We start from the raw sequence: 24,521 nt of genomic DNA, 5'->3' as shown, positions 1-24,521 counted from the left end.
GGGGCCGTGCCGCGACTCCCGTCGACCCCGCCCTCCCGCGCCTAGCGCGATGCAGGAGTACGTCGACTTCCTCGGCAAGCAGTCGCCCTACAGCCACCTCGACGGTGAGGACCTGACCCGCCTGGCGCGGACCATCGAGGTCGAGTTCTTCGCACCGGGGACCACGATCGTGCGCGCCGACGGGCCCCACCTCGACCACCTGTACGTCGTCCGCACCGGCCTGGTGCACATCGTCGACCGCGGGCACGTGGTCGACGAGCTGGGACCGGGAGACACCTTCGGCCACATCTCGGTGCTCACCGGCCTGTCCCCGGTGCTCTCGGTGGTGGCCGCCGCGGAGACCCTCTGCTACCGGATCCCGGACCCGCGCGAGGTGCTCGAGCACCCCGAACGCCTGGTCTTCGCCCACTACAACGCGATGGTCACCCGCCCGCGCCTGACCGGGCGGGCCGCCGAGGCGGCGCTGCGTCCGGTGCGTGACTTCATGCGCGAGCCGCTCTGGTGCGAGGCCGGCACGGCGATCCGCGACGTCGCGCAGCAGATGTCGCGGAGCGGGCACTCGTGCGCGTTGTTCACGACCCCCGAGGGCCTGGGCATCATGACCGACAGCGACTGCCGCCGGAGGGTGGCGACCGGTGAGGTCTCACCCGAGGCGCCGGTCCGGGAGATCGCGACGGTCCCGGCGCGGGGCGTCGGCGAGTCCACGCCGGTCTCCGGGGCGTTCGTCGAGATGGTCATGCACGGGGTGCATCACCTCGTGGTGCTGGATCCGCGGGGCACGGCGGTCGGTGTGACCCGGGTCTTCGACCTGTCGTCCGCCGAGATCCGCGACCCCCTCACGATCCGCTCGGCCATCGACCAGGCGGGGGATCTCGACGCGCTCGCCGAGGCCAGCGCGATGCTCGGCCCGACGGCGGTCGAGCTGTACGACGCCGGGGTGCCCGCGCTGCGTGCCGGAGCGCTGGTCGGCGCGATGGTCGAGGCGATCCTGATGCGGTGCATCGGCTTCGAGCCGGCGTTCGACGAGGGCGCCGGAGTCGAGGCGTCGTGGCTCGTGCTCGGCTCCCTGGCCCGGGCCGAGCCGCTCCCGGGCTCCGACGTCGACACCGCCCTCGTCTGGACCCCCCGGCCCGGAGTGCCGGCCGAGGCGACGGCGGACGACATGCTGGCCGCCGCGGAGCGCGTGCTCACCGCCGTCGAGCGGTGCGGGCTGCTGCGGTGCCCCGACGGCGCCAACGCGACCGAGCCCCTCTTCAACCGCTCGAGCGAGGCCTGGCTGGCTGCCGTCCGGCGCCGGATCGACGACCCGCACGCCCGGGGAGCGCTCCTGCTCTCCGCGATCGTGACCGACAGCCGACCGGTCACCGGGCTGGCCCTGGGTCGCTCGGTCAACGACGCGATCGAGCGGCAGACCAAGAGCCGCGCCTTCCTGGACCGGATGCGGGCCGAGGCGCTCGCGGTGCGACCGCCGTCGGGCTTCGTCCGTGGCTTCGTGGTCGAGGCCAACGGTCGGCACCGCGGCCAGCTCGACCTCAAGAAGCGCGGGATCGGGCCGATCGTCGCGATCGGCCGGCTGCTCGCGATCGCGACCGGCTGGCCGGCCGCGCCGACCCAGGACCGGCTGGAGCACGGCGCCGCGGCCGGGCTGCTGACCCGCGACGAGGCCGACACCCTGCGCGGTGCCCACCGGGAGATGTTCGAGCTCCAGTTCGCCCGCGAGATCGGTGACCTGCGCGAGGGCCGGGACCGCTCGACGTACCTCGACCCCCAGCAGCTGGACACCCTGACCCGGCGGCACCTGCGCGAGTCCTTCCGGGCGATCGCGCGGGTGCAGGCGCGGCTGGAGGGCGAGTGGTCGGCGCGGCTGCCGTGAGGGCGCCCTGGCGTCGGACCCGCCCGTGGGCCGGCCCCGACCCCGCGGTGTCGTGGCGGACGACGCGCTTCTGTGTCATCGACCTCGAGACCACCGGACTGCGGGCCGGCACCGACGAGATCGTGAGCATCGGGGTCGCCGAGGTCGTCGGGGGCCGGATCAGCAGTCGCACGTGGTACCGCGTGGTCCGACCGTCGGTGCCGATCGGCGAGGAGGCGATGCGGATCCACTCCCTGACCGCGGCCGAGCTGGCCGACGCCCCGCCCGTCGGTGAGGTCGCCGGGTGGCTGACCGAGGTGCTGGCGGACTCCTTCCTGGTGGCCCACGCGGCGTGGTTCGAGCGGAGCTTCCTCGACCGGGTGCTGGAGCCGCTCGGCCGGCGGCTGCCCGACGGGATCGTGGACACCGCGGCGCTGGCCCGCCGGCTCGGGCTCGCGGAGACCGACGCGGGTCGGGAGCCCTCCCTGGAGGCTCTGGCGCTGCGCCTCGGCCTGCCGGTGCACACCCCGCACCACGCCCTGGGCGACGCGATGACCACGGCTCAGCTGCTGCTCGCCTTCGCCACCCGGCTGGAGGCCGACCGACCGGAGCTCACCGCGGCCGACCTGATCGCCTGGTCGAGGGACTCACGACGCTGATACCGGGCCGGCGTCCGGTCACCCCGGTGGCGGGGGCACGGAGCCGTCGCGGGGGAGCACGGGTACGTCGACCGGGACGGTCTCGGGGTACTTCAGCCCGGTGCCGGTGTTGAGGATCACGACCCGCTCGTGCTCGCCGATCCAGCCGGACTCGCGCAGCTCCCGGGCCGCGGCCAGGCAGGCAGCACCCTCCGGGCAGATCCAGGCTCCTTCGGCCGCGGCCAGGTGGCCGAGCTCGGCCAGGATCGCGTCGTCGCCGACCGCGATCGCCGTACCGCCCGACTCGCGCACGCCCTGGAGCACCAGGAAGTCGCCGAGGGCCTTGGGCACGTTGATGCCGAAGGCCAGGGTGTGGGTGCCCGGCACCAGCGTGCTCTCGTCGAGACCGGCCCGGAAGGCGTCGACGATCGGCGGGCAGCCCCGTGCCTGCACGGCGACCAGGCGGGGCAGCGTCTCGCCGATCCAGCCGAGCTCCTGCATCTCCCGCATCGCCTTGTGGATCCCGATCAGGCCGACGCCCCCGCCGGCCGGGTAGAGGATCACGTCCGGGACCTGCCACCCGAGCTGCTCGACGATCTCGTAGCCCATCGTCTTCTTGCCCTCGATCCGGTAGGGCTCCTTGAGGGTGGAGACCTCCTGACAGCCGGCCCGCGACTCGACCGCGGCCTTGACCAGAGCGCCGGCGTGGTTGATCAGCCCGTCGACCAGGTAGAGCTCGGCGCCCGAGACCACGCACTCGCGACGGGTGATCTCGGGGGCGTCGACCGGCATCACGATCAGGCTGCCCAGGCCGGCGCGTGCGGCGTACAGCGACCAGGCGGCACCGGCGTTGCCGTTGGTCGGCATCGCGACGGATCGCACGCCCAGCTCGCGGGCCCGCGAGACACCGACCGCCGCACCTCGTGCCTTGAAGGTCCCGGTCGGGATCAGCCCCTCGTCCTTCATCAGCAGGCCGGGGATGCCGATCGAGGCGCCGTACGACGGGAGCGGGAGCAGGGGGGTCATCCCCTCGCCCAGGGTGGTGACGTGCGCGGGGTCGCGGACCGGCAGCACCTCGTGGTAGCGCCACAGGTCAGGCGGTCGGCTCGCGATCTGCTCACGGGTCACGCCGGCGCGCACCCGCTCGAGGTCGTAGCGCGCGAGCAGCGGGGCGCCCACCTCGCTCAGGCCCTGCACCTGGTCGGCGTCGTAGGAGTCGCCGGTGCGCGAGCACTCGAGGTGGGAGAGGAAGGAGTAGGGCACGGCCTCGAAACTAACAGCGTCTCGACGACCGGTGGGCGTGCTGCAGGCGCCGCTCAGTGGCCGTGACCGCCTCCGCCTCCCCCGCCGTGACCGCCGCCCCCGAAGCCGCCGCCACCGCCGTGACCACCGCCCATGCCGCCGCCGAACCCGCCTCCGCCGTGGTGGCCTCCGCCCATGCCGCCTCCGCCGAACCCGCCTCCGCCGTGATGGCCTCCGCCCATGCCGCCGCCGAAGCCGCCACCGCCGCCACTGTCGGGGCCCCGGTGTCCGGGGTGGGTGAAGTCGCCGCCCAGGAACGCGTCGTGGTGCGACATCTGCTGGAGGAAGGGCTGGCCGCCCCAGTAGCCGTTGAGGTACCACCACGCCGCGCCGTACGGCATCCACGGGTACATCCGGAGCCCACCGACGAGGAAGGACCGGGCCGGAGGCTGCGAGCCGGCGGCGAGCGAGGCGGCGCAGGCGGCGCAGAGCGGGACCGGGGCAGCCATCCCCGAGGGTGGGTAGACACCGGTGGTGACGCTCGGCCCGTGCCGCGGGTCCACGAAGCAGGGAGCCGTCCGCTCGGGGACGGGCCTCCCTTCTCGTACGGCGCTCGCGGCGACCACCTGGAAGCGGGCGTCCGCCAGGGCGGCCGCGACGGCCTGGGCGTCCTCGGGCCGGCTCATCGTGGTCAGCCGCGCGTGGGCGGTGTCCAGGGCCTGCCGTGCGGACGCGATCTGCCCGGCACCCGGGTCGGGGGTGCCGACCGTGCCCGGGTCGGCGGCCGAGATCTGCTGGCGGACCTGCTCGATCTCCTCGCCGAGGGGCGCGCGGAGGTCGTCGACCGACGCCGGCGGAGCGGCGGGGCCGCCCGGGCCCCGGCCGGTCCCGCGAGACCGCAGCACGGTGGAGCCGACCACGGCGAGGCCGAGCAGCAGTGCGACGAACACGAACGGAGCCGGACCGATGCCACCGCTGCCGGTGTCGGTCGGGCCGCCGGGGTCGACGACGAACCGGGGCGGGCGCCCCCCGTGGTCCGGCGTGCCGTGGTGCAGGGGTACGGCCGACCTGGCGACGAACCGCAGCAGCATCGGGCCGTACCGCGGCGCGCAGCAGGCGATCGCGCTGCGCACGGCGGCCCCGACGTCGTACACCCGACCCCCGGCGGCCCACTGGTAGGCGAAGAACGACTGACCGGCGCGCTGAGTCGGCGCCCAGGTGATCACCGCGTAGGTGCCCGGCCGGCCGACCAGGTCGTGCAGACGGGCGATCATGGCGCGCGGGCTGTAGGCCAGGTGGGCGGGCCCGAACCCACCGCCGGAAAGGGTCAGCCGGGAGGCCGGCAGCACCAGGATGTGCAGGGCGGAGGGCCGGTGCGCGGCCCGGGTCCGGATCTCCGCGACCTCGGCCGGCGTCAGGCGGCCTGCCCTCAGGACCGCCGGGTCGACGAAGACGCCAGGCGCGCTGCTGTGCGTGGCCACCGACGCCAGGTAGGCGTCCACGGCGGACCGGTCCGCGCCGGATGCGGACGGCAGCACCAGGAACGCCGACAGCGCCACGAGCACCGTGACCGTCAAGCGTCGTAGCATCCAGGCCCCCCGAAGGCTCCGTCACCGGGCCCGCCCCGGTGTCGCGCGCTCATTGTGCAGGACGCGCGACCCGGATCAGGGACTGTCGCCGAAGACCTCGCTGCGACCGTCGTCCCAGACGACCAGGCCGCGCCGCCCGGCGCGCCCGCGCAGCCAGGTCAGGGCGTCCGGGCCGAGGGCGTACGCCGCGGTGGCGTCCAGGTCTGCCCAGGTCAGGTCGTCGGCCAGCACGGTGACCGAGGCGACCGCGGTCGGAGCCGCTCCGGTGCGCGCGTCGACCACGTGCTGACCGCGGTGCGCGTGACCCGAGGTCGCCACCGCGCCGCGGCGTACCTCGACGGTGGCCACGAGCGTGCTCGGGTCGTGGGGGTCCTCGATGCCGATCCGCCAGGGCGGCCGGCGATCGTCGGCGACGTGGCAGACCATGTCGCCGCCGGCCGAGATGCAGTAGTCGGTGTCCGCCAGGTCGGCGAAGGCGGCCGAGGCGCGCTGCACCGCCCAGCCCTTGACGACCCCGTCGGTGTCGAAGCGGGTGGCACCGTCGGGCGCCGTCCGGCGGACGTCGAAGGCGCCGTCGGAGTCCCTGCGCTCCTGCTCGGCGAGTGCCAGCACCTCGAGCACCTCGGCCGGGGCCTCGTCGAGGCCGACCTCCCCGCGGTTGAGCCGGGAGACGAACGAGTCGTCCCGATAGGTGCTGAACGTCGCGTCGACCTCGCGCAGGCTCTCGAGGCAGCGACCCCAGGCGTCGTGCGCCACGTCGTCGTCCACGTGCCGGCCGCGCAGGGCGAGGCTGACCGGCATCCCCATCAGCTGCTCGACGTAGCGGTGGAGAGGCAGGGTGGATGGCTCCACCGTCACAGGTTGGCCTGGTCCAGCGCGCTCTGCAGCGACTGGAGGTAGCCCGTGCTGGTGTAGGTGGCGCCGCTGACCATGTCGACATGGGCGCCCTGGGTGGAGATCGTCTGCTGGATCAGCCGGGGGAAAGCGTAGTTGGCGATCTGGAGGTCGAGGGAGTTGCTGCTGGGGTACTGCAGGATCCCCACCTTGGTGATCTTGCCCGCGGCGATGGTCAGCCGGATCTGGACCGGCCCCCACCGGGTCTGCGCGGTGGCGCCGGTCACGGTGCTGGAGGTGGTCTGCGGCTGTGAGCCCTGGGTCTTCGGGCTGGTGCCGCCCGACTTGGTGGCCGAGCTGGTGCCCGAGCTGTTGGTGCTCGAGCTGTTGTTGCCGGAGCTGTTGGTGCCCGAGCCCGAGCTGGTCCCCGTGCCGGACGTCGTACCGGCGGTGCCCCCGGAGAACGCGGCCGGCGTACCGCCGATGCTCGACCCCCGCTGCGAGGCGTCGAAGCCGAAGAGCAGGACGGTCGCGGAGATCGTGCTCAGGATCCAGTAGGAGATGCGTCTCACGGGGTCACCAGCCGAACGTCTCGAGATGAAGCCGGTCCTCGGGAAGGCCGGCGCGGAGCAGGGTGTCGCGGACCAGGGCGGTCCAGACCTCGGGACCGCAGACGTAGACGTCGCGCTCGGCGATGTCGGGCACCCAGTGCCGCAGGGCCGTGAGGTCGTCGACGCGGTGGTCGACACCGACCGGCAGCCACGAGCCGTCGCGGCGCCGGGGGCCGGGGAGGTCGAGCACGTTGATGCCGTACTCGCGGCCGAGGGTGGCGAACTCGTCGAGGAAGAGCGGCTCGCTGGTCCAGCGGTGCAGCACCACGCAGGCGCCGGGCGGCGGCCGGAGGCCTTCGGCGAGGGCCCGCAGCGGGGTGATCCCGACGCCGGCCCCGATCAGGGCGACGCCGCGGCGCGAGCGGGCGCGCGGGCTGAGCCGGCCGAACGGGCCCTCGAAGAGCACCCGGGTGCCGGGCTGGAGCCAGGACGCGGCCTCGCTGCCGTCGCCCACCGACTGCACGGTGATCCGTAGGCTGCGGCCGTCCGGGGCGGCCGACAGGGAGTAGGGGTGGGCGCGGGTCCAGCCGGGGCCGTCCAGGAAGCGCCAGGTGAAGAACTGCCCGGCTTCGGCGTTCATCCGGTCGAGCCGACGGCCGGTGAGGTGCACCGAGACGATGTCGTCGGTCTCGCGGACCACCGAGCTGACCCGCAGCTGGTGGCGCAGGTTGCGCACCGCCGGCAGGCCCAGCCGCCAGACCAGCACCGAACCCGCGGCGACCGCCCAGGCGGTCCACCAGAAGAAGGTGCGGCCGGGGGAGGAGAGGAACTGCTGGCCGGTCCAGAGCTGGTGGGGCAGCGCGAGCCCGACACCGAGGTAGGCGTAGAGGTGCAGGAGGTGCCACGACTCGTAGCGCAGGCGCCGGCGCGCGGCCCTGATGCTGGTCACCACGACCATCACCAGGGCGACGGTGCCGCCGGTGGCCAGCAGCATCCCGCGGTACTGGGTGATCAGCTGCCACAGCGTCGTCGGGGTCTGCGAGACCTGCCCGGCGGCGTACCCCCAGGTGATCAGCACGATGTGGGCGAGCATCAGGTTGAACGACGTGAACCCGACGTAGCGGTGCAGGTGGGCGAGCCGGTCCTGGCCGTACGCCGCCTCGAGGCGCGGCACGCGGGCCATCAGCACGACCTGGGCCAGGAGCAGCACGGAGGCGACCAGGCCGGTCAGCCGGCCGAGCGACGTCAGGCCGGTGGCCCAGCCGCCGAGGTCCTGGACGCCCCGGTCGACCTCCCACCAGTAGGTGACCAGCAGCAGGCTCAGCCACAGGGTCGAGGACGCCAGCACCCGGATCGTGAGATCGGCGCGGGCCCGGCGGTAGGACATGTGGCGGGCGCCGGGTGCGTTGCGCGCGGTCTCCCGTGTCGTCACGCTCACCTGAGCTCACCCATGCGCCCGCTCCTCGCCTCGCCCCGGACCATGATGATGGTCGTCCTCCCGTCTGGCGGGAGGGTGAGCATCACCTGTGGACAACCTGTGAGAGCAGACAAGGTCACCCCTCCGGGGGAGGCAGCCCCCGGCCCGTCGTACGGGACAATCCGGCCCATGCCCAGCGCCGAGCGATTCCGTCCGCCGTCCGGTCGTCCGCTCGGCCGCACCCTCCTGCTGCTGGTCGGCCTGGTGGTCCTGATCGCGGCGGTGGAGGTCGGCATCGGCTGGCTGATCACGCACCCGCTGAAGAGCACGATGGCCCACGAGAACTCCATCAACCGCTGGTTCGCCGACCAGCGCACCTCGGGCCTGACCCACGTGGCGGACCTTGGCACCCTGATCGGTGAGACGCTGACCGGGCTGATCGCCCTCGCGGTGATCGCCGTGGTCTTCGCGGTCTGGCAGCGATCGCTGTGGCCGGTGCTGTTCGTGCTCGCACTGGACGGCGGCATCGGGCTCTTCTACCTGGCCAGCACCACCCTCGACCCGCGCAACCGGCCGCCGGTGCACATCCTCCAGGCAGGGCTCGTGCCCGACCACAGCTTCCCGTCCGGTCACACCGGGACCGCCACCGCGATCGCCGGTGCTCTCGCGGCTCTGCTGTGGGCCTACACCCGGATCTCCAAGGCGGTGCTCGCCCTCCTCGCGGTGATCCCGCTGTGGACGATGCTCTCCCGCCTGTACGAAGGCGCCCACCACCTCAGCGACGTGCTGGTCGCCCTGGTGGTGACCCTGACCTGGCTGACGGTCTGCGCCCGGCTCCTGCTGCCGGCCCGCGAACCCGGCCGGGGCTGAGCCGGCCGGTTCAGCTGGGCTCGAGCAGCCGGGGTACGACGCCGAGCAGGGCGACGAGGACGACCGCGATGCAGGCTCCTGCAACGAACCCGGCGGTCCAGCTCTCGACCACCGAGAAGATCAGCGTCACGGTCCCGGTCAGCAACAGGCCGATCGCGACGATCACGACCTGGCTGAGCACCTGGCCCACCGCCACCACCCGCTCCTTGACGTGGTCGCCGAAGAGCCGCCGGTGCAGCATGATCGGGGTCAGGTTCACCCCGAGCGAGACTCCCGCGAGGAGCACGAGCCCGAGGTAGAGCGCCTTCTGGCCGTGGTCGAGGCTCGGGAAGACCTGCGTGAAGGGCAGCGTCAGCATGAAGCCCGACAGGAGCTGGATCCCGGTCTGCGTCACCCGCAGCTCCTGGAGCAGGTCGTCCCAGTTGCGGTCGAGCTTCTCGTCGTGGGACTCGTCGCGGTCGTCGGAAGGCACGGTGTCTCCTCGCCGGCCGGTCGACCCGCTGCCGGCTGGTTGCTGGTTGCTGGACGGCCTAGCGGCCGGCCTGGTCGAGCTGGCTGCCCGACTGGCGCATCCGGTCGGGCTGGAAGCCGTGGTCGATGCCCCACAGGATCGCCCGGGAACGGGAGGTGACCCCGATCTTGCGGTAGCAGGAGCGGATGTAGGACTTGATCGAGTTGATCGACAGCATCGTGGTGTCCACGATGTCGTTGTTGGAGTAGCCCTGCGTGATCAGCGAGAGCACCTCGGACTCACGCGCGGTCAGGCCCTCCTCGCGGCCCGGCCAGTCACCGCCGACCAGGGGGCCCCGGCCGGAGTCCTGGAGCGGCACGGTCTCGCCGGAGTGGATCCGCTCCAGGGCGTCGACCAGCTCGGCGGCCGCGAGCCGCTTGCTGATGTACGCCGAGATGCCGGGCACCCGGGTCTGGCTGACCGCCGGGTCGTCCGCGCTCCAGGTGTAGACCACGACCTTGCCGACCCGCGGATCGGAGACCAGCCGCGCGATCCGCTCCCGGTCACGGAAGCTCTGGGCGAAGGTGTCGAACAGGGCGATGTCCACCGAGGCCTTGGGGTGGGTGTTGACGTCCACCTCGACGACGTCCACGCGGTCGCTGTACGAACGGAGCATGGCGGCGAGGCCGTGCACCACGACCTCGTAGTCGTTGACGATCGCGAGGCGGATGGTCACGGGTAGCACCATACGGCCCTTGGGGTGGGGTTTGACCTCACCCCCGGGGGTGTGTGCAGAGGCCCCTCATCCGCGGGAGGGTTCGGACGTCATCCACGAATGGGAGGGAAACACCTCATGGTCATCCTCGGCCTGATTCTCTTGATCATCGGCCTGATCGCAGGCATCAGCATCCTGACGATCATCGGCGCGATCCTGCTGGTCGTCGGCCTGATCCTCAACTTCGTGCCGATCGGTGGCACGCGGCGCCGCTACTACTGACGACTCCACGACTCGACGGCCCCCGCCACCTGACACCCCAGGCGACGGGGGCCGTCGTGTTGCCCGGCCGGGCGCCCACTGTCGGCCCGCCCGCATAGGCTCCGCCCGTGAGCCTGCACCTGCACCGAGCCTTGCGTGCGGATGCGCTGGCCGACGGGCTCGGCGGCCTGCTCACCACGCCGCTGCCCGACCCCTTCGCGACCGAGCTGGTCGTGGTCCCGGCCCGGGGCATGGAGCGCTGGCTCTCCCAGCGGCTCTCCCACCGGCTGGGCGCCGGTGCCGGTGACGGCGGCCCCGGTGACGGCGTGTGTGCCGCCGTCGACTTCCGCTCCCCGGGATCCCTGGTCGCCGAGATCACCGGCACCCGCGACGACGACCCGTGGGCGCCGGACGCCCTGGCCTGGCCGCTGCTCGAGGTGATCGACGCCGGGCTCGGCGAGGCGTGGGCGGCCACCCTGGCCCACCACCTCGGACACGGGCTCGGTGGCGACGAGGGAGACCATCGCCGTGGGCGACGGTTCTCGGTCGCCCGTCGCCTGGCCCGGCTCTTCGCGTCGTACGCCGGTCAACGACCGTCGCTGGTGGCCGACTGGTCGGCCGGTCGTGACACCGACGGCGCCGGCCGCGAGCTGGCCGGTGACCTGTCCTGGCAGCCGGAGCTGTGGCGCCGGCTCGTGGAGCGGGTCGACGCGCCCTCCCCGCTCGAGCGCCACGCGGCGACGCTCGAGCGGCTGCGCGAGGATCCCGAGGCCTTCGACCTGCCGGTCCGGGTCTCGCTGTTCGGCCACACCCGGCTCTCGTGCACCGAGATCGACCTCCTCGACGCCCTGGCCGTCGAGCGCGACGTGCACATCTGGCTGCCCCACCCCTCGCCGGTGCTGTGGCAGGCGCTCGCGGGGCAGGCCGGCGCCGTCGACCGCCGCGGCGACGACAGCCACCAGCGCGCCCAGCATCCCCTGCTGTCCAGCCTCGGGCGCGACACCCGTGAGCTCGAGCGGGCGCTGGGTGGGGCGACCGTCGCGACCGACGAGGCGCTGCCCGACCCCGCGCTGCCCGCGACGCTGCTGGGCTGGCTCCAGGCCGACCTCGCCGCCGACCAACCACGTCCGAGCGGCCGGGTGGTCACCGACGGCGACAGGTCGGTGCAGGTCCACGCCTGTCACGGGGTCGCCCGCCAGGTGGACGTGCTCCGCGAGGTGCTGCTCGCCCTCCTCGCCGACGACCCGACGCTCGAGCCGCGCGACGTGCTGGTGATGTGTCCCGACATCGAGAGCTACGCGCCCCTGATCGAGGCCGGCTTCGGGCTCGGCGAGGTCGTCGGTGCGGCCGGCCATCCCGGTCACCGGCTCCGCGTCCGCCTGGCCGACCGGGCACCCGGTCAGACCAACCCGCTGCTCGGGATCGCCGACACCGTCCTCGACCTGGCCGGCGGCCGGGCGCCGGCCACCGCCGTGCTCGACCTGGCCCGGGCCGAGCCGGTACGGCGCCGGTTCGGCTTCGGCGACGACGACCTCGACCAGCTCGACACGTGGGCTCGTGAGTCGGGGGTCCGGTGGGCCTTCGACGCCGCCCACCGCGCCGACTTCGGCCTCGAGTCCTATGTCGCCAACACGTGGGAGTTCGGCCTCGACCGGCTCCTGGCCGGCGTGGCCCTGTCGGACGACTCCTCGGCGTGGCTCGACCGCGCCTTGCCGCTCGACGACGTCGGCAGCACCCAGGTCGAGCTGGTCGGGCGGCTGACGGAGTACGTCGACCGGCTGCGCGCCGTCACCGACCGGCTCACCGGCACCCACCCGCTCGACCACTGGCTGGCGGCCCTCGACGACGCGGTCTCCTCCCTGACCGCGGTGCCGGCCGCCGACGGCTGGCAGTCGGGGCAGGTCCAGCGTGAGCTCGGGCGGGTCCGGCGCGCGGCCGCCGGTCTCGGTGGCGTGGACCTCCGGCTGCCCGACGTGCGGGCCCTGCTTGCCGACCGGCTGGCCGGTCGTCCCACCCGCGCCAACTTCCGGACCGGCACGCTCACCGTCTGCACGATGGTGCCGATGCGGTCCGTGCCGCACCGGGTGGTCTGCCTGCTCGGCCTCGACGACGGGGTGTTCCCCCGCCAGGGGGCCGTCGACGGGGACGACGTGCTCGCCCGCGACCCGCTGACCGGAGAGCGGGACGCCCGCAGCGAGGACCGCCAGCTGCTCCTCGACGCGATCCTGGCCGCCACCTCGACCCTGGTGGTGACCTACACGGGGGCCAACGAGGTGTCCGGTCGGCCGCGACCACCCGCCGTACCCCTCGGCGAGCTGCTGGACGCGCTCGACGAGACGGCGACGACCGCCGACGGACGCCCGGTCTCCGAGTCCGTCACCGTCCACCACCCCCTCCAGCCCTTCGACGCCCGCAACGTCACCCCGGGAGCGCTCGTGCCCGGCGAGGCGTTCTCCTTCGACACCTCCGCCGCCACGGGCGCCCGCACCGCGGCCGGCCCGCGACTGCCGGTGCCACCGTTCCTGGCCGGCCCGCTCCCTGCCCGCGACCCCGTCGACGTACCCCTCGCCGACCTGGTCCGCTTCTGGGGCGACCCGGTCAAGGGGTTCCTGGGCCGCGACGGCGTCGACGTCGCGCTGGCCGCCGACGAGGAGCAGCCGGAGGACTCCCTCCCGGTCGAGATCGACAACCTCGCCCAGTGGGCCGTCGGCGACCGGGTGCTCGGCGACCTGCTCGCCGGGCTGCCACCCGATGTCGTCGCCCAGCGCGAGTGGCGCCGGGGCCTGCTGCCGCCCGGCCGGCTCGGCTGGCGGATGCTCGACGACATCCTGCGCAAGGCCGCGCCGCTGCGTACGGCCGCCGCCGAGCTGCGCACCGTGCCTCCGCGCGCCGTGGACGTCAGCGTCGACCTGGGCGGCGGTCGCTGGCTGCGCGGCACGGTCCCCGAGGTGTACGGCGACCGGCTGGTGCCGGTGCACTTCTCGCGGCTCGGTGCCAAGCACCGTCTGGCGTCCTGGGTCTGGCTGCTGGCCCTGTCCGCCTCCGACGACGACCGGAACTGGACCGCCCACACCCTGGGCCGCCCGACCAACAGCCGCTCCCGCGACACCCACGGCACCTCCCTGCTCGGCCCGCTCGACCACACCGCGCTGGAGGTGCTCCGCGACCTGGTCGCGCTGCGCGACGCCGGCCTGCGCGAGCCGCTGCCGGTGCCGCTGAAGACCTCACTGCGCTACGCCCGGGCCCGGCGGGCCCGGGCCGACGTCGCCGACGCCCTGGAGAAGGCCGGCTACGAGTGGTCCAGCTCGTTCGGCGGCGACCGTGACGCCGACGCGGCCGTGCGGGTCTGGGGCCGTGGTGCAGCGTTGCCCGGCGTGGCCGAGGTGCCCGGCCCCGGCGAGGAGTTCGCCGGTGAGACCTCACGGTTCGGCGCGCTCGCCCTGCGCGTCTGGAGCCCGCTGATCCAGGCCGAGCAGGGGGGTTGGTGAGATGAGTGAGATCCGCCAGTTCGACCTGGCCGGCGACCTCCCGACCGGCACCACCCTGCTCGAGGCGAGCGCCGGCACCGGCAAGACGTTCACGGTCGCAGCGCTGGTGACCCGCTACGTCGCCGAGGGTGCGGCGACGCTCGACCAGCTGCTCGTGATCACCTTCGGCCGGGCCGCCAGCCAGGAGCTGCGCGAGCGGGTGCGCGAGCAGCTCGTGCAGGCCGAGCGCGCCCTGGCCGACCCGACGTCCGCCGACCTCGGGCACCCGGTGGTCGCCCGCCTCCTGGACGCCGACCCGGCCGAGGTCGCCCTCCGGCACGGTCGGCTGCGCGACGCCCTGGCGTCGTTCGACGCCGCCACGATCGCGACGACCCACCAGTTCTGCCAGACCGTCCTGCGCTCGCTCGGCGTGGCCGGCGACACCGACACCGGCGCCACCCTGGTCGAGTCGCTCGACGACCTCGTCGAGGAGGTCGTCGACGACGTCTACCTGCGCCGCTTCGGACAGCTCCCGGACCCACCGCCCTTCGGCCGGTCGGCGGCGCTGGCCCTGGCCGGCCTCGCGGTCGGCGACGCCCATGCCGCGCTCGCCGCGGCCGCCGACCCCGACTCCGCAGCGGGGCAGCGGGTCGGGTTCGCCGAGGAGGTGCGACGCGAGGTCGACCGTCGTAAGCGCCGGCTCGGCGTCCTGTCCTACGACGACCTGCTCGGCCGGCTCGCCGAGGCACTGGAGCGCGACGACGCCCCGGCCCGCGAGCGGATGCGCCAGCGCTGGAAGGTCGTCCTGGTCGACGAGTTCCAGGACACCGACCCCAAGCAGTGGGAGGTGCTCCACTGCGCCTTCTCCGGGGCCGCCACCATGGTGCTGATCGGCGACCCCAAGCAGGCGATCTATGCCTTCCGCGGAGGCGACGTGGTCACCTACCTCGCCGCGGCCGAGACCGCGACCCACCGGGCCACCCTCGGCACCAACCGGCGCAGCGACGCCGCCCTGGTCGAGCGGCTCCAGGTGGTGCTCGAGGGCGCTGCCCTCGGCGACCCGCGGATCGCCGTGCGCCCGGTCACCGCCGACCACCCCGGCACCCGGCTGGCCGGGGCACCCTCGCCGGCGCCGTTCCGGATCCGTCACGTGCGCCGCACGGGGATGAAGCTGGTCAAGGGTGACCTGATCCAGGTCGACGCCGCGCGCGACCACATCGCCCGAGACTGTGCCGGCGACATCGCGACCCTGCTCGCCTCCGGCGCGACGTGGGACGGCGACCCGATCGCGGCCGGGCACGTCGCCGTGCTGGTCGGTGAGTGGTCGCAGGCCGAGCTCGTACGCCGTGCCCTGACCGAGCGCGGCATCCCCGCCGTCGTGGGTGGTGGCACGCGGCTGCTCACCTCCCCGGCCGGCGACGAGTGGCTGTGCCTGCTCGAGGCGCTGGAGCAGCCCCATCGCTCCGGCCGGGTGCGGGCGGCCGCGCTCACGTCGTTCCTCGGCCACACCCTGGCCGACCTCGACGCCGGCGGGGAGCCGCTCACCGACCGGCTGTCCGACCGGCTGCGGGGCTGGGGGCTGTTGTTGCGCGGCCGTGGCGTGGCGGCGCTGTTCGAGGCCGCGGAGGAGCAGGGGCTGACCGCGCGGGTGCTCGGCCGGGTCGGCGGCGAGCGGCTGCTGACCGACCTGCGCCACGTCGCCCAGACCCTGCACGAGACCGCCGTCCGCGACTCACTCGGCCTGACCGGCGTGCTCGAGTGGCTGCGCACCGAGCGCGAGGCCGGCGCGCAGGAGCGGGTCCGCCGCCTCGACAGCGACGCCGCCGCGGTGCAGATCACCACGGTGCACCAGAGCAAGGGGCTGCAGTACCCCGTGGTCCACCTGCCGTTCGTGGCCATGAAGTACGTCCGCACGGTCGAGGTGGCCCGCTACCACGACGAGGCCGGCAACCGGATGCTCGACGTCGCGGGGGGCGGGCCCGCCTGGCGCGGGCACGCGGAGGCCCATCTGCGCGAGGAGGCCGGTGAGGAGCTGCGAGACCTCTACGTCGCGCTGACCCGGGCGCAGTCGCAGGTGGTCACCTGGTGGGCGCCCACGGCCAACACCCAGCACGGCGGGCTCCACCGGATCCTGTTCGGCCGTCAGCCGGGTCAGGCCGTGGTCCCCGACTCCCAGGACGTCCGTGACGACGACTACGCCGCACGGGTCCTGGCGATGCTCGGTGAGCTGGGAGGTCCCGAGCCGGAGCCCTCGGAGATCGCGGCGGCCACCCCCGCCCCCGTGCCCTCGACACCGGGAGCGCTCGCGGCCCGCGTCTTCGACCGTGAGGTCGACACCGAGTGGCGGCGCACCTCCTACTCCGGACTGATCCGGGTCCAGGAGCAGCCGCACGGGGTGACCTCCGAGCCCGAGCTGGAGCACTGGGATGCGTCGCAGTCGGAGCCCGGTGGCCTGGACGAGACCGAAGCGAGCCTGCCCGCGGTCCCGTCGGATCTCGGCCCGACGGCGCAGGAGTCAGCAGTTCCCTCGCCGATGGCGGCCCTGCCGTCCGGCGCCGCGTTCGGCAGCCTCGTGCACGGCGTCCTCGAGGAGACCGACCCCGAGGCGCGTGACCTGCACGGCGAGCTGGTCGGGCACATCCGCGACCAGCTGTCGTGGTGGCCGGTCGGCGTCGCACCGGACGAGCTGGCCGAGGCGCTGCTGCCGTCTCAGCTGACCCCGCTCGGTGCCACGGCGGAGGGGCTGCGGCTGGTCGACATCCCGCTGCGCGACCGGCTGTGCGAGCTCGACTTCGAGTTCCCCCTGGCCGGCGGCGACCGGCCCGGGGGCTCGCGCCACGACGTACACCTGCGAGACCTGGCACCGCTGCTGACCGGGCACCTGCCCGCGGACGACCCGCTCGCGTCGTACGCCGAGCTGCTCACCGGCCCGCTCGGCGACCAGTCGCTGCGCGGCTACCTCTCCGGGTCGATCGACGTCGTGCTGCGGGTGCCGACGACCGATCCGGCCGGTCACCGCTACGTCGTGGTCGACTACAAGACCAACCTCCTGGGCGAGACCGGGGTGCCGGTCACGTCGGCCGACTACGGCCGCGCCGAGATGGCGGCCGCCATGCTGCACAGCCACTACCCGCTCCAGGCGCTCCTCTACTCCGTCGTGCTGCACCGCTACCTGCGCTGGCGGCTGCCGTCGTACGACGCTGAGCAGCATCTCGGTGGCGTGCTCTATCTCTTCCTGCGCGGCATGTGCGGCCCCGAGACGCCGGTCGTCGACGGCCACGTGGCCGGTGTCTTCGACTGGTCGCCGCCGGCGGCTCTGGTCGTGGCGTTCAGCGACCTCCTCGAGGGAGGGGCGCGATGACCTCACCCCACGACGAGCCTCGCTGCGCTCGCCTCTCCGCAAGGACCCCGCGATGATCGAGCCGTTCGAGACCGACGACGCGCACGACCGACGCCTCGCGCTCGGTGCCGACGGCGTGCTCGGTGCCTTCAACGCGGCCGGTGTGCTCGAGGCGGCCGACGTCCACGCGGCGCGGCGGATCCAGGCGCTGGCCGGCGAGCCCGACGACGACGCCGCGCTGGCCCTGGCGCTCACCGTGCGCTCGGTGCGGCACGGATCTGTCTGCCTCGACCTCGACGACCTCTCCCGCACCAGCCTCCCGGCCGGCCTCAGCTGGCCGTCGCCCGGCTGGGCGGCGCGGGTCGGCGCCGGCCGGCTCGCCGCGGCCGGGGTCCTCCGGGTCGAGGGGACCGTCGCCTATCTCGACCGCTACTGGCGCGAGGAGTGCCAGGTGCGCGACGACCTCGTCGCCCGCCTCGACCTGCCCGCGCCGCAGGTCGACGAGGAGCGGATGGCCGTGGTGGCGCCCGTGCTCTTCCCGCAGGGGTACGACGAGCAGCGCGCGGCCGCGATCTCCGCGGCCCGGCAGTGGACCACCGTGCTGACCGGCGGACCGGGCACCGGCAAGACCACGGCGGTGGCGGGCTTGCTGGCGCTGCTGGCCGACCAGTCGGACCGCCCGCTCCGGATCGCCCTGACCGCGCCGACCGGCAAGGCGGCGGCCCGGTTGCAGGAGGCCGTCCGCACCGCGCTGGCCGAGCCGCACTTCGCCGACCATGCCGCGGCCGTCGGTGCGCCGACGGCCCAGACGCTGCACCGCCTGCTCGGCTGGAAGCGCGGCAGCCGGAACCGGTTCCGCCACGACAGGCGCAACCGGCTGCCGCACGACGTGATCGTGGTCGACGAGACCTCGATGGTCTCCCTGACGATGATGGCCCGCCTGGTCGAGGCGGTGCGGGCCGACTGCCGGCTGGTCCTGGTCGGTGATCCCGACCAGCTGGCCTCGGTCGAGGCCGGGGCGGTGCTCGCCGACCTGGTCGACGGCCTGGCCCGACGACGCCCGACCACGGTGACCTCGCTGCGCACGTCGCACCGCTTCGGTCGCCAGATCAACGAGCTGGCCGAGGCCGTGCGCGACGGGCACGCCGATCGCGTGCTCGACCTGCTGGCCGCGGGCGGTGACCACCTGGAGCTGCTCGACCCCGACGACCCGGCGACGCTGCCGGGCCTGCGGGCCCGAGCGGTCGCCCACGCGCTGCGGCTCCGCGCGGCTGCGGTCACCGGAGACGCTGCCCGTGCGATCGAGGTGCTCGACGAGCACCGCCTCCTGTGCGCCCACCGCGACGGGCCGTGGGGGGTCGGCCACTGGAACCGTGCGATCGAGCGCGGCCTCGCCGAGACCACCGGTCTGCCGATCGGGGGCGGCTGGGGGCAGGAGTGGTACGCCGGGCGGCCCCTGCTGCTGACCAGCAACGACTACGGCCTCGACCTCTTCAACGGCGACACCGGGGTGGTCGTCGCCGAGGGCGAGGGCACCCGCGCGGCGATCGCGACGCCCCACGGCCCCCGTCTGCTGGCCACGTCGCGGCTGACCGACGTCGACACCATGCACGCGATGACCGTGCACAAGAGCCAGGGCAGCCAGGCCGCCCAGGTGACCGTGCTGCTGCCGCCCGACGACTCCCTGCTGCTCACCCGCGAGCTGTTCTACACCGCGCTCACCCGCGCCGAGCACAAGGTCACCGTGATCGCGACCGCCGCGGCCCTGCGGCTGGCCGTCTCCCGGCCGGCCAACCGCGCGAGCGGCCTGGCGCGGCGCCTCGACCACGCACCGGTCGACGAAACCTGAGCGTCATCCGGCGCCGTTAGGGTCGAGGCCATGTTGCTGCTGCGCGTCGAGCTACCCAACGTGCCCGGGTCGCTGGGCCGGCTGGCCAGCGCGATCGGTGCGGCGGGCGGAGACATCGACGCGATCGAGATCGTCGAGAAGCGCCACGACGGCACCGCCGTGGACGACGTACTCCTCGAGATGGTCGGCGGGGCGATGCCCGACTCGGTGGTCTCCGCCTGCACCGCGGTCGAGGGCGTCCGGGTGCTGTGGATCAGTCGTTACCTGGCCGGCGGCAACCTGTTCCTCGACCTCGAGGTCGTCGAGTCGCTGACCGGCGAGCCCGCGACCGCCCTGGACCGCCTGGTCGAGCTGCTGCCGGTCGCCTTCCGCTGCGAGTGGGCGGCCCGGGCCAAGCTGGGACCCGACGGCTCCACCGTGGAGCTGGCCAGTGAGGGCGCCCCGGCCGACCTCTCCCTGCGCCCCGGCTCCGGCCTGGACCGGCAGACGATCGGTGACGACCTGGTCGCCGTCGCGCCGGTGGGCCACAAGCGGGTCGTCGCCATCGGCCGCCGTGGCGGCCCGGAGTTCCTCGACTCCGAACTGGCCCGCTTCGGCCACCTCGTGGCGCTCGCGGCCTCCATCGCCCGCGCCGCTCGCTGAGGCGTCGTCAGGCGCGCTCGAGCAGGAAGACGGGGATCTCGCGCTCGGTCTTCTTCTGGTACTCGCCGTAGGTCGGCCAGGTGGCCACCGAGTAGTCCCACCAGTCCGCGCGCTCGTCGCCCTCGGCCAGCCGCACCGTGTAGACGTGCCGCTCGGGGCCGTCCTGGAGCTCCACCTCGGGATGGGCCAGGAAGTTGTGGTACCACTCGGGGTTGTCGTCGGCGCCTCCCTTCGACGCGATCGCGACGTAGGTGCCGTCGCGCTCGACCCGCATCACGGGGTTCTTGCGCAGGTGGCCCGACTTCGCGCCGACCGAGGTGATCACCACGATCGGGTAGCCGGTGTCGCGCAGCGTGTTCGCCCGGGTGCCGTCGGACGCCTCGTACTCCGCGACCTGGTCGCGGACCCACTGCTGCTTGCTGGGGACGTAGGTGCCGGTGAGTGCCATGTACGACGTAACGCGGCGCGGCCGCGTGCCATTCCGGACCGCAGGTCAGGGCGTCGGAGCCAGCACCCGGTCGAGCTCCTCGACGATCCGCGACTTCGGCCGGGCGCCCAGCATCGACGCTACCGCCTCGCCACCCTCGAAGACCAGCATCGTGGGCAGCCCCATCACGCGGTAGTCGGCGGACACCAGAGGGTTCTCGTCCTGGTTGATCTTGACGACCTTGAGCGACCCGGCCCGCTCGCTCGCGATCTGCTCGAGCACCGGGCCCAGCTGGCGGCACGGGCCACACCAGGGTGCCCAGAACTCCACCAGCACCGGGGTCTCGGCCTCGAGCACCTCGGCGGCGAACTGCTGGTCGGTGATCTCGTGGATGCTGCTCATGCGGTCTCCTTGGTCGTGCGGTAGCCCTCTGCTTCGAGGAGGAGGGCGGTCAGCTGGCCGCGCAGCGCGGTCAGCTCGGCGATGCGGGCGTCGACGTCGGCGATCCGTCGTCGGTACGCCGACAGCGACGCGGGGCAGACGTCGGCCCGGTCGTTGCCGGCGCGCAGGCACTCGACGAAGGGCCGGGTCTCCTCCGCGGTCATACCGAGCGACAGCAGGGCACGTACCTCGCGGACGACGCCCACGTCGGCGTCGTCGTACGCGCGGTAGCCGTTGCTCTCGCGCCGCGGCGTGACCAGCCCGCGGGACTCGTAGTAGCGCACCGCGCGCACGGTCACGCCCGCCCGCTCGGCCAGGTCCTTGATGTGCATGGGTCCTCCTCGACCCGACGGTAAACCTTGACCCCAGCGTCAAGGTCAAGCCCGGCATTCCCGGGCCGCTAGCCTCACGCTCATGAGTCTCACCCCACGACACCGCTCGCTGAGCTCGCGCTTCCGCGGGGACCCCGAATGAGCGCCCTCGACGGAGTCAGCGAGATCTTCGACCCCGAGCTGTGGGACGACGTGCCCGGCTTCGATGACCTCACCGACCTCACCTACCACCGGGCGAAGGCGCACGGCACCGTCCGGATCGCCTTCGACCGCCCCGACGTGCTCAACGCGTTCCGGCCGCACACCGTCGACGAGCTGCTGCGCGTGCTCGAGCACGCCCGGATCAGCAGCGACGTCGGTTGCGTGCTGCTGACCGGCAACGGGCCGAGCGACAAGAGCGGCAAGTGGGCGTTCTGCACCGGAGGGGACCAGCGGATCCGGGGTCGCGCGGGTTACCAGTACGCGGAGGGGGAGACGGCCGAGACCGTCGACAAGGCCAAGCTCGGCCGGCTGCACATCCTCGAGTGCCAGCGGCTGATCCGCTTCATGCCCAAGATCGTGGTCGCTCTGGTGCCCGGCTGGGCGGCCGGCGGCGGGCACTCTCTGCACGTGGTCTGCGACCTGACCCTGGCCAGCGCCGAGGAGGCGAGGTTCAAGCAGACCGACGCCGACGTGGGCTCGTTCGACGGTGGCTTCGGCTCGGCGTACCTCGCCCGTCAGGTCGGCCAGAAGCTGGCCCGCGAGATCTTCTTCCTCGGCCAGGAGTACTCCGCCGAGGACGGCGTCCGGATGGGCGCGGTGAACCGGGCGGTGCCGCACGCGGAGCTCGAGACCACCGGACTGGAGTGGGGCCGCCTGATCAACGGCAAGAGCCCGACCGCTCAGCGGATGCTGAAGTACTCCTTCAACCTGATCGACGACGGCCTCGTCGGCCAGCAGCTGTTCGCGGGGGAGACCACCCGGCTGGCGTACATGACCGACGAGGCGCAGGAGGGCCGCGACCAGTTCCTCGAGAAGCGTGAGCCCGACTGGTCGCCGTTCCCCTGGTACTACTGAGGAACGTCGGCCCTCAGTCGTCGTCGTCGGACGCCACCGCGCTGGCGATGTAGGCGTTGGCGCGCGTCCCCGGGAGTCACGGCAGGTCGGCGGAGATCTCTCCCCCCGGTCCGCCGATCACCGAGCCGAGCGCGCCGCCGCTCCCGGAGGCGCCAGGAGGACGACGGTGACGTGGTGGACGCCGGCCGGCACCGTGTACTGGCCGGCGTTGCTCTTGTCGGCCGTGCGTGGAAGGGGTCGACCCAGGGCTGCTCCCGAGGCGGCGAGCAGGGCGAAGCCGCCCACCACGACGGCCAGGGCGAGCAGGGTCGCACGTCGTGCGGGAGTCGTCATCGGAGCACCGTTCTGCTGGGTCTGCGGGTGAGAGTCACCCGGGAGCAGCCGTGAACGCCCGGAGAACGATCGGACAACCGGTCGGAGTCTGTCGCGCCGGGGCCGCCGCGGTCAACGAAGCACCTGTCCGATCTCGGAATGTCTGGGAGTTGGTGCCGGTTGGGCGGGAGTGAGCAACCCGACGGCCCCGCGGGCCTCCCGCGCCGACGTGGGCCTGCGCAGCGAGCGCGGCCCGATCCTGCTCGCCGTGATGCTGAGCATCGGTCTGGTGGCCATCGACGCCACCATCCTGGCCACCGCGGTCCCGTCCGTCGTCTCCGACCTCGGTGGGTTCACGTCGTTCCCCTGGATGTTCTCCATCTACCTGCTCGCGCAGGCGATCTCCGTGCCGCTCTACGGCAAGCTGGCCGACATCTACGGCCGCAAGCCGCTGATGCTGCTCGGGGTGGCGTTGTTCCTGGTCGGCTCGCTCCTGTGCGGCATCGCCTGGAGCATGCCGGCGCTGATCGTGTTCCGGCTCGTGCAGGGGCTCGGTGCCGGGGCCGTGCAGCCGATCGGGATGACGATCCTGGGCGACATCTACACGCTGCAGGAGCGGGCCACGGTGCAGGGGTACGTCGCCAGCGTGTGGGCGATGGCGTCCCTGATCGGCCCGACCCTGGGCGGCGTCTTCTCCGACACCATCGGCTGGCGCTGGATCTTCTTCGTCAACCTGCCTCTCGGGCTGCTGGCCGGCTGGGTGCTGTGGCGCTGGCCCGAGGCCAAGGCCGAGCGCACCCGCCACCGGATCGACGTCGGCGGGGCCACGCTGCTCGGTGCCGGCGGCACGCTCCTGCTGCTGGCCCTGCTCGAGGGCGGCGTCCAGTGGGGCTGGGGCTCGATGGCCAGCCTCGGGCTCTTCGCCGGCGCGGCGGTGCTGCTGGTGGCGTTCGTGCTGGTCGAGCAGCGGGTGACCGAGCCGGTCCTGCCGATGTGGGTCTTCCGGATGCGGGTGCTCAACGTCGCCAACGCCGGCTCGCTGGTGGTGGGCGTCCTGACCCTCGGGCTGTCGTCGTACGTGCCGCTCTACGCCCAGCGGGTGCTGGGCTCCGGTGCGCTCGTCGCCGGCCTGGCCCTGGCCGCGATGACCATCGGCTGGCCGATCGCCGCGACCACGGCCGGACGGTTCTACCTCACCCTCGGCTTCAGGTTCACCTTCGTGATGGGCAGCGCCTTCGTGCTGGCCGGCGCCCTGCTCCTGCTCACCGTGAACGGCGACAGCTCGGTGCTGCACCTCGCCTTCCCCTGCTTCGTGATGGGCATCGGCTTCGGGTACGTCGCGAGCCCCGCCGTCGTCGCGGCCCAGACCGCCGTGGACTGGAGCCGCCGTGGCGTCGCCACCGGTTCGAACATGTTCGCGCGCTCGATCGGCAGTGCCGTCGGAGTCGCGGTCTTCGGCGCGGTGGTGAACAGCGTGGTGAGCAGCCGGCTCGGCGGCCGGAGCCCGGCGATCGAGCAGGTGTCCGCCAGCGTGCTCGAGCCCGCGATCCACAGCGTCTTCGTGGTCACGATCGGGGTCGCCGTCGTGCTGGTCGCGGTGGCCGCACTGATGCCGAGCCGGGTCACGGCGCCCGAGGTGGTCGCCCCGGTCGACGCCGAGGCCCCGGTCTCCTAGCGCCACTGCCGCGACGCCGCGGGAGCGCGGTTCCCTCAGTCCCCGGGCAGCCGCCCGTGCAGGTGGCAGTCCTCGCGCCCGCCCCCGGGTACGGCGTACGCAGACCTGGCGGTGCCCTCGAGGAGGAAGCCGGCAGCGAGAGCCACCCGACAGGAGGCCAGGTTGGGCACGGCGTGCTCGAGCTGGACCCGCATCAGGCCGTGCGACTCGAACGCCCACCGGGTGACGGCGTCGACCATCTGCCGGGCGACGCCGCGGCCCCGGGCGGCGGGTAGTACGCGGTAGCCGATCTTGCCCACGAGGTCGTCACGGTCGATCGCGAACAGGCTGACGTTGCCGACCATCCGGCCGGTCCCCGGGTCCACCGCGTGCCAGCTGGCATGGCTGCCGTCGGACCAGTCGGCGCCGGAGCGGCACCACTGCTCGGCCGTCGCCAGATCGGGGCAGGCCCGGGTCGGGTTCCACCGGCGCACGTCGGGGTCGTTCATCAGCACGAACGCCTCGGGTGCGTCGTCGGGCACCGGCGGCCGGATGACGAGGTCGGTGGTGCGCAGCTCCAC

General features: G+C 73.5%; 22 protein-coding genes. 10 read left to right on the top strand and 12 right to left on the bottom strand.

What is annotated here, in order from left to right:
* The first annotated feature begins 49 nt into the window (after positions 1-49).
* Both E3N83_RS13765 and E3N83_RS13760 read left to right on the top strand, forming a co-directional pair.
* The gene (locus E3N83_RS13765) at positions 50-1,873 is read left to right on the top strand and encodes a putative nucleotidyltransferase substrate binding domain-containing protein (protein ID WP_151083777.1); all 1,824 of its coding nucleotides are present in this window, start codon (positions 50-52) and stop codon (positions 1,871-1,873) included.
* Positions 1,870-2,511 (top strand): 3'-5' exonuclease, encoded by a 642-nt coding sequence (locus tag E3N83_RS13760; protein WP_191907808.1) that lies wholly within the window; start codon positions 1,870-1,872, stop codon positions 2,509-2,511. Before E3N83_RS13765 ends, E3N83_RS13760 begins: the two co-directional genes overlap by 4 nt.
* 18 nt (positions 2,512-2,529) lie before the next feature.
* On the opposite strand, the gene E3N83_RS13755 is transcribed toward E3N83_RS13760, so the two are convergent.
* The 5 genes from E3N83_RS13755 to E3N83_RS13740 form a co-directional block, all read right to left on the bottom strand.
* Positions 2,530-3,753 (bottom strand): threonine synthase, encoded by a 1,224-nt coding sequence (locus E3N83_RS13755; protein WP_151083775.1) that lies wholly within the window; start codon positions 3,751-3,753, stop codon positions 2,530-2,532.
* A 53-nt stretch (positions 3,754-3,806) separates the two neighbouring features.
* The gene (locus E3N83_RS19605; RefSeq protein ID WP_191907807.1) at positions 3,807-5,309 is read right to left on the bottom strand and encodes a hypothetical protein; all 1,503 of its coding nucleotides are present in this window, start codon (positions 5,307-5,309) and stop codon (positions 3,807-3,809) included.
* A gap of 87 nt (positions 5,310-5,396) precedes the next feature.
* A complete protein-coding gene (locus E3N83_RS13750) occupies positions 5,397-6,173 on the bottom strand; it encodes an FAD:protein FMN transferase (RefSeq protein WP_238342907.1) in 777 nt (258 codons plus the stop codon).
* 2 nt (positions 6,174-6,175) lie between these two features.
* On the bottom strand, positions 6,176-6,727 hold the full coding sequence (locus E3N83_RS13745) for an FMN-binding protein (RefSeq protein WP_151083774.1): 552 nt from the start codon (positions 6,725-6,727) through the stop codon (positions 6,176-6,178).
* A 4-nt stretch (positions 6,728-6,731) separates the two neighbouring features.
* Positions 6,732-8,144, bottom strand: a complete 1,413-nt coding sequence (locus E3N83_RS13740) for a ferredoxin reductase family protein (protein WP_238342906.1) — start codon at positions 8,142-8,144, stop codon at positions 6,732-6,734.
* Between the two features lie 168 nt (positions 8,145-8,312).
* Here E3N83_RS13740 and E3N83_RS13735 point away from each other — a divergent pair, with 168 nt between their 5' ends.
* Positions 8,313-8,993: a phosphatase PAP2 family protein gene (locus E3N83_RS13735; protein ID WP_191907806.1), complete on the top strand. Its 681-nt coding sequence runs from the start codon at positions 8,313-8,315 to the stop codon at positions 8,991-8,993.
* 10 nt (positions 8,994-9,003) lie between these two features.
* On the opposite strand, the gene E3N83_RS13730 is transcribed toward E3N83_RS13735, so the two are convergent.
* Positions 9,004-9,465 carry a DUF6328 family protein gene (locus tag E3N83_RS13730; protein WP_151083772.1) on the bottom strand — a complete coding sequence of 154 codons (462 nt, stop codon included), beginning with the start codon at positions 9,463-9,465 and terminating at the stop codon, positions 9,004-9,006.
* Positions 9,466-9,523: 58 nt separating this feature from the next.
* On the bottom strand, positions 9,524-10,180 hold the full coding sequence (locus E3N83_RS13725) for a helix-turn-helix transcriptional regulator (protein ID WP_202879223.1): 657 nt from the start codon (positions 10,178-10,180) through the stop codon (positions 9,524-9,526).
* A gap of 117 nt (positions 10,181-10,297) precedes the next feature.
* Here E3N83_RS13725 and E3N83_RS19600 point away from each other — a divergent pair, with 117 nt between their 5' ends.
* The 5 genes from E3N83_RS19600 (at position 10,298) to E3N83_RS13705 (ending at position 19,718) form a co-directional block, all read left to right on the top strand.
* Positions 10,298-10,441 carry a hypothetical protein gene (locus E3N83_RS19600; protein WP_191907805.1) on the top strand — a complete coding sequence of 48 codons (144 nt, stop codon included), beginning with the start codon at positions 10,298-10,300 and terminating at the stop codon, positions 10,439-10,441.
* Positions 10,442-10,548: 107 nt separating this feature from the next.
* Complete coding sequence (gene recC, locus E3N83_RS13720; protein ID WP_151083770.1) at positions 10,549-13,908, top strand: exodeoxyribonuclease V subunit gamma; 3,360 nt, start codon at positions 10,549-10,551, stop codon at positions 13,906-13,908.
* A gap of 1 nt (position 13,909) precedes the next feature.
* Positions 13,910-17,248 (top strand): UvrD-helicase domain-containing protein, encoded by a 3,339-nt coding sequence (locus E3N83_RS13715; RefSeq protein WP_202879222.1) that lies wholly within the window; start codon positions 13,910-13,912, stop codon positions 17,246-17,248.
* 52 nt (positions 17,249-17,300) lie between these two features.
* The gene (gene recD / locus E3N83_RS13710) at positions 17,301-19,076 is read left to right on the top strand and encodes an exodeoxyribonuclease V subunit alpha (RefSeq protein WP_151083769.1); all 1,776 of its coding nucleotides are present in this window, start codon (positions 17,301-17,303) and stop codon (positions 19,074-19,076) included.
* 30 nt (positions 19,077-19,106) lie between these two features.
* The gene (locus tag E3N83_RS13705) at positions 19,107-19,718 is read left to right on the top strand and encodes an ACT domain-containing protein (protein WP_151083768.1); all 612 of its coding nucleotides are present in this window, start codon (positions 19,107-19,109) and stop codon (positions 19,716-19,718) included.
* A 7-nt stretch (positions 19,719-19,725) separates the two neighbouring features.
* Here the strand turns inward: E3N83_RS13705 and E3N83_RS13700 are convergent, their stop codons facing one another.
* From E3N83_RS13700 to E3N83_RS13690, 3 genes are read right to left on the bottom strand one after another with little or no spacing between them, the layout of a single operon-like run.
* Complete coding sequence (locus E3N83_RS13700; protein ID WP_151083767.1) at positions 19,726-20,166, bottom strand: nitroreductase family deazaflavin-dependent oxidoreductase; 441 nt, start codon at positions 20,164-20,166, stop codon at positions 19,726-19,728.
* A 45-nt stretch (positions 20,167-20,211) separates the two neighbouring features.
* On the bottom strand, positions 20,212-20,547 hold the full coding sequence (trxA, locus tag E3N83_RS13695) for a thioredoxin (RefSeq protein ID WP_151083766.1): 336 nt from the start codon (positions 20,545-20,547) through the stop codon (positions 20,212-20,214).
* Entirely contained in the window at positions 20,544-20,918 is a 375-nt protein-coding gene (locus E3N83_RS13690) for a MerR family transcriptional regulator (protein WP_151083765.1), read from the bottom strand. The genes trxA and E3N83_RS13690 overlap by 4 nt, the downstream gene beginning before the upstream one ends.
* A 138-nt stretch (positions 20,919-21,056) precedes the next feature.
* On the opposite strand from E3N83_RS13690, the gene E3N83_RS13685 reads away from it, so the two are divergent.
* Positions 21,057-21,974, top strand: a complete 918-nt coding sequence (locus tag E3N83_RS13685; protein WP_151083764.1) for a 1,4-dihydroxy-2-naphthoyl-CoA synthase — start codon at positions 21,057-21,059, stop codon at positions 21,972-21,974.
* A gap of 117 nt (positions 21,975-22,091) precedes the next feature.
* Here E3N83_RS13685 and E3N83_RS13680 read toward each other — a convergent pair whose 3' ends face one another.
* Positions 22,092-22,307 carry a hypothetical protein gene (locus tag E3N83_RS13680; protein ID WP_151083763.1) on the bottom strand — a complete coding sequence of 72 codons (216 nt, stop codon included), beginning with the start codon at positions 22,305-22,307 and terminating at the stop codon, positions 22,092-22,094.
* Positions 22,308-22,476: 169 nt separating this feature from the next.
* On the opposite strand from E3N83_RS13680, the gene E3N83_RS13675 reads away from it, so the two are divergent.
* A complete protein-coding gene (locus tag E3N83_RS13675; protein ID WP_238342905.1) occupies positions 22,477-23,961 on the top strand; it encodes an MDR family MFS transporter in 1,485 nt (494 codons plus the stop codon).
* 35 nt (positions 23,962-23,996) lie between these two features.
* On the opposite strand, the gene E3N83_RS13670 is transcribed toward E3N83_RS13675, so the two are convergent.
* The gene (locus tag E3N83_RS13670; protein WP_151083762.1) at positions 23,997-24,521 is read right to left on the bottom strand and encodes a GNAT family N-acetyltransferase; all 525 of its coding nucleotides are present in this window, start codon (positions 24,519-24,521) and stop codon (positions 23,997-23,999) included.

The sequence above is a fragment of the Nocardioides cynanchi genome (assembly GCF_008761635.1).
GTDB classification, from domain to species: domain Bacteria; phylum Actinomycetota; class Actinomycetes; order Propionibacteriales; family Nocardioidaceae; genus Nocardioides; species Nocardioides cynanchi.
Note: the sequence above shows the minus strand (reverse complement) of the source record. Positions and strands in the feature narration are given on the sequence as shown.